Below are 9,012 nucleotides of genomic sequence, written 5' to 3' on the forward strand. Positions count from 1 at the left end.
GCCGGTACGCCGGCTCGAGCGGGTCGAACGTCCAGTTCACTGTCGGATAGCATGGTCGGCGGCCGCACTGCGGTCGCGGCGTGATGAGGGCGGACGCTGTGGGCGGCGGCCACCATATTGCGCAGGGAGGCCTCCACCTCGGCCGGGTCGCGGGTCTTCAGGCCGCAGTCGGGATTGACCCAGAGACGTTCGGCCGGGACCGCTTCCAGGGCGGCGCGCAGGGACGCGGTGATCTCCTCGACGCCGGGCACCCGGGGGGAGTGGATATCGTAGACGCCCGGTCCCACCCCGGCGGCGAAGCCCGAGGCGGTCAGATCGCCCAGTACCTCCATTCGCGAGCGGGCGGCCTCGATGGACGTGACATCGGCGTCCAGTCCGGCAATGGCGTCGATCACCTCGCCGAATTCCGAATAGCACAGGTGGGTGTGGATCTGGACGGAGTCGGCGACCCCGGAGGTCGCCAGCCGGAACGCGTGCACCGACCAGTCCAGGTACGCCTGCTGATCGGCGGCGCGCAGCGGGAGCAGTTCTCGCAGCGCGGGCTCGTCGACCTGGACGATCCGGATACCTGCCTTCTGCAGATCCACCGTCTCGTCCCGGATCGCCAGGGCCACCTGCCGGGCCGAATCCGCCGGTGGCTGGTCGTCGCGGACGAAGGACCAGGCCAAAATGGTGACCGGGCCGGTGAGCATGCCCTTGACCGGTTTGTCGGTGAGCGACTGCGCATAGGTGATCCAGTCCACCGTCATCGCGGCCGGACGGGAGACATCACCGAACAGGATGGGCGGGCGCACGCAGCGGGTGCCGTAGGACTGCACCCAGCCCAGATCGGTCGCCGCGAATCCGTCGAGCTGTTCGGCGAAGTACTGCACCATATCGTTGCGTTCCGGTTCGCCGTGCACGAGGACGTCGAGCCCGAGTTTCTCCTGCAGCGCGATGACCTCGCCGATCTCCGTCCGCATCCGCCGCACGTACTCGGCCCGGTCGATCTCCCCGGACCGCAGTGCCGCCCGGGCCAGCCGGATGGCCGAGGTCTGCGGATAGGAGCCGATCGTGGTGGTCGGCAGCGGCGGCAGAGGCAGGTGCTCCCGCTGGCGGGTCCGGCGCTGTTCGGCGGGCGCCCGCCGCGCGGCGTCCGGGCCCAGCGCGGCGAGTCGTGCCCGTACCTGCGCGTTGCTGATCCGCGGATCGGTGCGGCGGCTCGCCGCGGCGGCCCGGGCGGTTTCCAGTTCCGCGGCGACCGCCTCGGTGCCGGAGTTCAGGCCGGTCGCCAGTACGTGTACCTCGGCGGTCTTCTCGGCGCCGAAGGCGAGCCAGGAGCGCAGCGTGTCGTCGAGTCGCGTCTCCACCGCCAGCGAGTACGGGACGTGCAGCAGCGAACACGAGGTGGAGACGGCCAGTGCCCGCACGCTGCCCAGCAGGGTGGCCAGCGTCGACAGGGCACCGTCGAGGTCGGTGCGCCAGACATTACGGCCGTCGACCACGCCCGCGACCAGCAGTTTGTGCGACAGCGGGGGGACGGCCGCCACCGCGGCGACGTCGGTGCCCGCGACCAGATCGACGGCGATACCTTCGACATCGGTGGCGGCCAGGGCTTCCAGCGCGGCGCCCGGATGCCCGAAATAGGTGGCCACCAGCACCGCCGGCCGCTGTGCCGCCGCGGTGAGTTCGGTGTAGACCCGGCGGACCGTCGCCAGTTCCGCCGGGGTGAGATCGGTGACCAGCGCGGGCTCGTCCAGTTGTACCCAGCCCGCGCCCGCGTCGGCGAGTAGCCGCAGCAACTCCTGGTACAGCGGGATCAGTTCGGCGATCCGGTCCAGGGCCGCGCCGCCGGTGGTCTTGGCCAGTTTCAGGAAAGTGACCGGTCCGATGACCACCGGCCGGGCCGGCACGCCGAGTTCGACCGCTTCGGCCACCTGCGCCAGCAGGTCTTCCGGATGCAGGCCGAAGGTGGTGTCCGGGCCGAGTTCGGGCACCAGGTAGTGGTAGTTGGTGTCGAACCACTTGGTCATCTCCAGTGGCTCCACCGACTCGGTTCCGCGTGCGGCGGCGAAATAGCGGTCCAGCCGATCCGCTATCCCGGCGACCCGGTCGGGCAGGGCGCCGAGGAGGACGGCGGTGTCGAGCATCTGGTCGTAGTGGGAGAAGGTGCCGACGGGAATCGAATCCAGTCCGGCGGCGGCCAGTTCTGCGTACTGGTTCCGGCGCAGCGCGCGGCCGGTCTCGTGCAGTTGCGCCGCGTCTATCCGACCCGCCCAGTAGGACTCGGTCGCGCGTTTCAACTCCCGGTGCGGCCCCACCCGGGGGAGTCCGAGAACCGTTGCGGTGAACGGGCGGTGCGAAATAACAGTCACGGTGTTCTCCAGTGCTGAAGTTCGACGGCCGTCGCCGTTCCCGGGCGCACGGCACCGATGAGACCCCGAATGACCCGGCTGTGCGGTCGGGTCGGATGTCAGCACTGGTGGCGGCGCCCGCTCCACGAGGCGACGGCCACCGGATACGGCGTATCCGGTACAACCGGCAGGTCTTCGGACTCGCGGGCACCGGCCTGTCGGCCGACCTACTGGCCGTCGCTTCCCAGGCGTGCTGCCCAGTGCTGATGACGGCGGTCGTTCCTGCTCACCGCTGCGGGACAGTTCCGGATTTCCACCGGATTCCCTCTCACCCGCGTGGTGCGGGCTTCGGCGCCGGGGGCGGACGTTCGGGGCTCCTCGTCGTCCGGCCGGCGGACCAGCTGCGGGTCCACCATAACGCGGACGCGCCGAGCGCGCCCGCAGCGGCGCGAACAGCGGCCGACTTCGCATATCTTCGCAAGAGCGCCGGGCCGCTCGGATAGCCGGGAAATGGCCGCGGCGGGTAATACGCACAGGCCGGGATCGTGTGCGGTGAGATATGACGGTGCGGTGAACAGGACTTCGCAGCCTTGCCATACGTCCTTGTGAAGATTCTGCGAAGTGGACTTCGCTGTCGCCCCTGGGTGTGGCGCCGGGTACGTTGGGTCAATGTTCTCGAAAGTCTTGGTTGCCAACCGCGGCGAAATCGCCATCCGGGCCTTCCGCGCGGCGTACGAGCTCGGTGTCGGAACGGTTGCCGTCTTCCCGCACGAGGATCGCAATTCGGTCCACCGCCTGAAGGCGGACGAGGCATACGAGATCGGCGAGGAAGGCCATCCGGTCCGCGCCTACCTCTCGGTCGACGCCATCATCGAAGCGGCGAAGACCGCGGGCGCCGACGCGATCTACCCGGGCTACGGGTTCCTGTCGGAGAATCCCGATCTGGCCGCCGCGTGCGCGCGGACGGGCATCACCTTCATCGGGCCGTCGGCCGAGGTTCTCGAACTGGCGGGCCACAAGGCCCGCGCGATCGCCGCGGCGCGGGAGGCCGGGCTGCCGGTCCTGGATTCGAGCGCACCCTCGGCCGATGCGGCGGAGTTGCTGGCGGCCGCGGAATCCATGGAGTTCCCGGTATTCGTGAAGGCTGTCGCCGGTGGTGGCGGGCGCGGTATGCGCCGGGTGGCCGAGCGGTCCGGACTGCGGGAAGCGATCGAGGCGGCCTCGCGCGAGGCGGAGTCGGCGTTCGGTGATCCGACGGTATTCCTGGAACAGGCCGTGGTGAACCCGCGGCATATCGAAGTACAGATCCTGGCCGATACCCAGGGCAATGTGATGCACCTGTTCGAGCGGGACTGTTCGCTGCAGCGGCGGCACCAGAAGGTGATCGAGCTGGCCCCCGCCCCGAATCTGGATCCGGCGTTGCGGGACCGGATCTGCGCGGACGCGGTGGCCTTCGCCCGGCAGATCGGGTACAGCTGTGCGGGCACGGTGGAGTTCCTGCTCGACGAGCGCGGCAATCATGTGTTCATCGAGATGAATCCGCGGATCCAGGTGGAACACACGGTGACCGAGGAGATCACCGATGTGGATCTGGTGCAGTCGCAGTTGCGGATCGCGGCCGGGGAGAGCCTGACCGACCTGGGACTGAGCCAGGACAAGGTGACCATCCGCGGTGCCGCGCTGCAGTGCCGGATCACCACCGAGGACCCGGCCAACGGATTCCGCCCCGATACCGGTCGCATCACCGCCTACCGCACCCCCGGCGGCGCCGGTATCCGGCTGGACGGCGGCGCGAACCTGGGCGCGGAGATCGGCGCCTACTTCGATTCCATGCTGGTCAAGCTCACCTGCCGCGGCCGGGACTTCCCGGCGGCGGTCGCGCGGGCGCGGCGGGCGCTGATGGAATTCCGGATCCGCGGTGTCACCACCAATATCCAGTTCCTGCTGGCTGTTCTCGAGGACCCCGATTTCAAAGCCGGGCGGGTCACCACCTCGTTCATCGACGAGCGCCCGGAACTGCTGGCCACCCGCGAACCCGCCGACCGCGGCACCAAGATCCTGAACTACCTGGCCGATATCACGGTGAACAAACCGCACGGCGCCCGGCCGACCGCGGTGTACCCGCACGACAAACTGCCCGCGATCGACCTGTCGGTGCCGCCGCCGGACGGTTCGCGCCAGAAACTGCTGACGCTGGGCCCGGAGGGATTCGCGCGGGCGCTGCGCGAACAGAAAGCGGTCGGGGTCACCGACACCACCTTCCGCGACGCGCATCAGTCGCTGCTGGCGACCCGGGTACGCACCAACGGCCTGCTCGATGTGGCCGGGCATGTGGCGCGACTGACCCCGGAACTGCTGTCCATCGAGGCGTGGGGCGGGGCGACCTACGATGTGGCGCTGCGGTTCCTCTACGAGGACCCGTGGGAGCGGCTGGCCGCCTTGCGCGAGGCGATTCCGAACATCTGCCTGCAGATGCTGCTGCGCGGTCGCAACACCGTCGGCTACACCCCGTATCCGGAGCGGGTGACCCGGGCGTTCGTGGCCGAGGCCACCGAGACCGGTATCGATATCTTCCGGATCTTCGACGCCCTGAACAATGTGGACCAGATGCGCCCGGCCATCGACGCCGTCCGGGAAACCGGTACCGCGATCGCCGAGGTCGCGCTGTCCTACACCGGTGATCTCACCGACCCGGACGAGAAGCTCTACACCCTCGACTACTACCTCAAGCTGGCCGAGCAGATCGTGGACGCGGGCGCGCACGTACTGGCGATCAAGGATATGGCCGGACTGTTGCGCGCGCCCGCCGCGGCGAAACTGGTGACCGCGCTGCGCAGCAATTTCGATCTGCCGGTCCATGTGCACACCCACGACACCCCGGGTGGGCAGCTGGCCACCTATCTCGCCGCCTGGCAGGCCGGTGCCGACGCCGTCGACGGCGCGTCGGCCGCCATGGCCGGCACCACCAGCCAGCCCGCGCTCTCGGCGATCGTGGCCGCCGCCGCGCACAGCGAGTACGACACCGGGCTGAACCTGCGCAATGTCTGCGATCTGGAGCCGTACTGGGAGGCGCTGCGCAAGGTGTACGCGCCGTTCGAATCCGGTCTGCCGGCGCCCACCGGGCGCGTCTACACCCACGAAATCCCCGGCGGGCAGCTGTCGAACCTGCGCCAGCAGGCCATCGCCCTGGGGCTGGGCGACCGGTTCGAGGAGGTCGAGGCGAAATACGCGGCCGCGGACCGGTTGCTGGGCCGGCTGATCAAGGTCACGCCGTCCTCCAAGGTGGTCGGTGACCTGGCGCTGTCGCTGGTCGGCTCCGGTATCGATATCGAGCATTTCGCCGCCGATCCGGGCCGTTACGACATCCCCGATTCGGTGATCGGTTTCCTGCGCGGCGAACTCGGCACACCGGCCGGCGGCTGGCCCGAGCCGTTCCGGGAGAAAGCGCTCGCCGGCCGTGGCGCGGCCAAACCCGAATCCGAGTTGTCCGAGGCGGACGAAGCGGGTCTGGCCGGTACCTCCGATGAACGCCGCGCGACCCTCAATCGCCTGCTGTTCCCCGGCCCGACCGCGGAATTCCTGGCGCACCGGGAGAAATACGGCGATACCACCGGACTCTCGGCCAATCAGTTCTTCTACGGCCTGCGGCACGGCGAGGAACACCGGGTACAGCTCGAGAAGGGCGTCATCCTGCTCATCGGGCTGGAGGCGATCTCCGAACCCGACGAACGCGGGATGCGCACGGTCATGTGCATCCTCAACGGGCAGTTGCGCCCGGTATCCGTGCGTGACCGTTCCATCGCCAGTGAGATCCCGGCCGCGGAGAAGGCCGACAAGAACAACCCCCATCACATCGCGGCGCCCTTCGCCGGTGTCGTGACGCTGACCGTGGCCGAAGGCGAAACGGTCGCCTCGGGCGACACCATCGGCACCATCGAGGCCATGAAGATGGAAGCCGCCATCACCGCACCGCGCGGCGGGGTGGTGGGCCGGGTGGCGATCGCGCAGGTGCAGCAGGTCGAAGGCGGTGATCTGCTGGTCGAGCTGGGCGAGCGCGAATCCGAATGACCCGGATCGTCGCCGGGATCGCCGGTGGCCGGCGGCTGAAGGTGCCGCCGGCCGGGACCCGGCCCACCTCGGACCGGGTGCGGGAGGCCGTGTTCTCCTCGATCGAGGCGTGGATGGACCTCGCGGGCGCCCGGGTGCTCGACCTCTACGCCGGCTCGGGCGCGCTCGGGCTGGAGGCGCTGTCGCGCGGCGCCGCCGCCGCGCTGCTGGTCGAATCCGACCGGCGGGCGGCCGGGGTGCTGCGCGGCAATATCGCCGAGCTGGGCCTGGGCGGTGCCCAGGTGCGGATCGGGACAGTGACGCAGGTGCTCGCCCACGGCGGCGCGGGCGCTTTCGATCTGGTGTTCGCCGATCCGCCCTACGAGCTGCCGACCGCGGCCGTCGAGGGCGATCTCACGGCGCTCGCCGCGCACGGGTGGCTCGCCGAGGACGCATTACTGCTGGTGGAACGTTCCGCCCGGTCGGCCGAGATCGCCTGGCCCGCAGGCCTCGAGGGTCGCGTCGCGCGGCGCTACGGGGAGACCCGGATCGAGTCGGCGGTGTACGTCGGCGCGACCCCGGCGGGCCCGGGCGAACCTGCTAGCGTCTGACCCATGGCAGGAGCTTTGTGCCCGGGATCCTTCGATCCGGTGACCAACGGTCATCTCGATGTGTTCCGGCGGGTCGCCGAGCAGTTCGACGAGGTCGTGATCACGGTGATGATCAACAAGAAGAAGCAGGGCATGTTCTCGATCGACGAACGGATCGAGATGCTGCGCGACGCCACCGCGGATCTGGCGGGCGTGCGGGTCGCCTCCTGGGACGGGCTGCTGGTCGATTTCGCCCGGGAGCAGGGCATCACCGCCATCGTCAAGGGTCTGCGCGACGCCGGTGATTTCGGCTACGAACTCCAGATGGCGCAGATGAACAAGAAGCTCTCCGGCGTCGATACCTTCTTCATCGCGACCAACCCCACCTTCAGCTACCTGTCCAGCTCCCTTGTCAAGGAAGTGGCGGCCTTCGGCGGCGATGTCAGCGATATGCTGCCGCCGCTGGTGCACAAGCGACTACTCGACCGGCTGGCCGAGCGGGCGGGCTGACCCGGACCGCTGGGCGGTCATTTCCCGGGCCCGCCGCAGCGGCCGGAACACCAGACCGCGCAACGCCAGGAACCGCAGACCTCCCACCGCGGCGCTGATCGCCAGCACGGCCGCGGCCTGGGCGGGTTCGTTCAGTGTCGGGGCCAGGACCTCCAGCGCGGCGAGGGCCGCGGTACTGATACCCAGCCCCAGCAGGGCCAGGCCGCCGCCTTCCCACTGCGCGGTGAACCAGCCGACCCGCTCGGCGGCGTGGAAGGTGAGGCGGCGGTGCAGTTCGTTGGCCAGGACGGTGCTCACCACCGAGCCGGCCACATTGGCGAGCAGTGTCCCGGCGCCGGTGAGGGTCAGGAAGAGCAGGACATACGAAATATTGCTCAATCCACCGACCAGTGCGAAACGAATCAACTGCGGGAAAGCACGGTCACCGCGCAGGTACTGCAGGAGGCGCTGTTGCCAGGCGGCGGGGGCGAACGGTTCCGGCCAATCGATATCCAGATCCCCGGTGGTCAGTGCCGTGGAGGTAGGCAACTGCAGGATGGTCATGGGCGGTTCCGATCGGGCAAGGGACAGGCAGCCCCTCCGCGCCGTGGTGGGGCTCCCTAAGAACTTAACACCAAGCGGAGGGTGGTTCTCCAGTTGATTGTGTGACTCTGCAGATACCGGGCGACACACCGAAAGTAGGTTCGGCGCATCCACCGGCCCGGGGCACACTGGGAACGGCGTGATGTGTCGCCGATCGTCAGCAGGAGGACAGTGAGCATGTACCGGGTATTCGAGGCGCTCGACGAACTGGTCGCCATAGTCGAGGAGGCGCGGGGTATCCCCGCGACGCGCAACTGCATCGTGCCGCGTCCGGAAACGCTCGATCTGCTCGACGATGTGCGGGACGCGCTGCCCACCGAAATAGACGACGCCCAGGATGTGCTCGACCATCGGGACAAGATCGTCGACGACGCCCGGGGCCTCGCGGAGGACACTATCCGGTCCGCGGACGAACAGGCCGCCGGCACGGTGGCCGACGCCCGCGCCGAAGCCGACCGGATCCTCGCCGAGGCCAAGGCGCACGCCGACCGGATGGTCGCCGAGGCCACCGCGCACGCCGACCGGATGGTCGATACGGCCACCGCCGAGGCCGAACGCCTGGTCGCCGACGCCAAGGCCGAATACGAAGCGGTCACCGGCCGGGCCCGTGCCGAGGCCGATCGGACCGTCGAGGCCGGCCAGGCCTCCTACGACCGCTCGGTCGCCGACGGCCAGGCCGAACAGCGCCGGCTGGTGGAGGACACCGAGGTGGTCCGGGCCGCGCACGCCGAATCGGCCCGCATCATCGACACCGCGCACGCCGACGCCGACCGGATGCGCGCCGACTGCGACCACTACGTCGACACCAAGCTCGCCGAGTTCGAGGACACCCTCGGCAGTGCGTTGCGCACCGTCGGCCGGGGCCGCCAGCAGTTGCGCAACGGGGCGGGCGTCCCCGACTACGCCGCCGAGTTCCGGCGGTGATCTCGGCCCCGCCTCCGGCGGGCCGG

General features: G+C 69.5%; 6 protein-coding genes and 1 riboswitch. Of the genes, 4 read left to right on the plus strand and 2 right to left on the minus strand.

Going from position 1 to position 9,012, the window contains the following annotated elements; translation table 11 throughout:
• On the minus strand, window positions 1-2,354 hold a 2,354-nt coding region (metE, locus tag ACLML9_RS25775), incomplete at its 3' end, for a 5-methyltetrahydropteroyltriglutamate--homocysteine S-methyltransferase (protein WP_411947942.1).
• A 147-nt stretch (window positions 2,355-2,501) separates the two neighbouring features.
• Window positions 2,502-2,707: riboswitch (cobalamin riboswitch) on the minus strand.
• A 295-nt stretch (window positions 2,708-3,002) separates the two neighbouring features.
• Between metE and ACLML9_RS25780 the strand changes: the two genes are divergently transcribed.
• The 3 genes from ACLML9_RS25780 to coaD are packed head-to-tail and all read left to right on the plus strand — an operon-like array spanning window position 3,003 to window position 7,480.
• Window positions 3,003-6,401 carry a pyruvate carboxylase gene (locus ACLML9_RS25780; protein WP_411947943.1) on the plus strand — a complete coding sequence of 1,133 codons (3,399 nt, stop codon included), beginning with the start codon at window positions 3,003-3,005 and terminating at the stop codon, window positions 6,399-6,401.
• Window positions 6,398-6,991 carry a 16S rRNA (guanine(966)-N(2))-methyltransferase RsmD gene (gene rsmD / locus ACLML9_RS25785; protein ID WP_411947944.1) on the plus strand — a complete coding sequence of 198 codons (594 nt, stop codon included), beginning with the start codon at window positions 6,398-6,400 and terminating at the stop codon, window positions 6,989-6,991. The genes ACLML9_RS25780 and rsmD overlap by 4 nt, the downstream gene beginning before the upstream one ends.
• Before the next feature lie 3 nt (window positions 6,992-6,994).
• The gene (gene coaD, locus ACLML9_RS25790) at window positions 6,995-7,480 is read left to right on the plus strand and encodes a pantetheine-phosphate adenylyltransferase (protein WP_030521814.1); all 486 of its coding nucleotides are present in this window, start codon (window positions 6,995-6,997) and stop codon (window positions 7,478-7,480) included.
• Here the strand turns inward: coaD and ACLML9_RS25795 are convergent.
• A complete protein-coding gene (locus tag ACLML9_RS25795) occupies window positions 7,448-8,023 on the minus strand; it encodes a GtrA family protein (RefSeq protein WP_265804493.1) in 576 nt (191 codons plus the stop codon). The genes coaD and ACLML9_RS25795 overlap by 33 nt on opposite strands.
• Before the next feature lie 216 nt (window positions 8,024-8,239).
• On the opposite strand from ACLML9_RS25795, the gene ACLML9_RS25800 reads away from it, so the two are divergent.
• Window positions 8,240-8,986: a DivIVA domain-containing protein gene (locus ACLML9_RS25800; RefSeq protein ID WP_411947945.1), complete on the plus strand. Its 747-nt coding sequence runs from the start codon at window positions 8,240-8,242 to the stop codon at window positions 8,984-8,986.
• Window positions 8,987-9,012: the final 26 nt, after the last annotated feature.

The sequence above is a fragment of the Nocardia sp. NPDC002869 genome, assembly GCF_046764065.1.
In the GTDB taxonomy this organism is placed as follows: domain Bacteria; phylum Actinomycetota; class Actinomycetes; order Mycobacteriales; family Mycobacteriaceae; genus Nocardia; species Nocardia rhamnosiphila.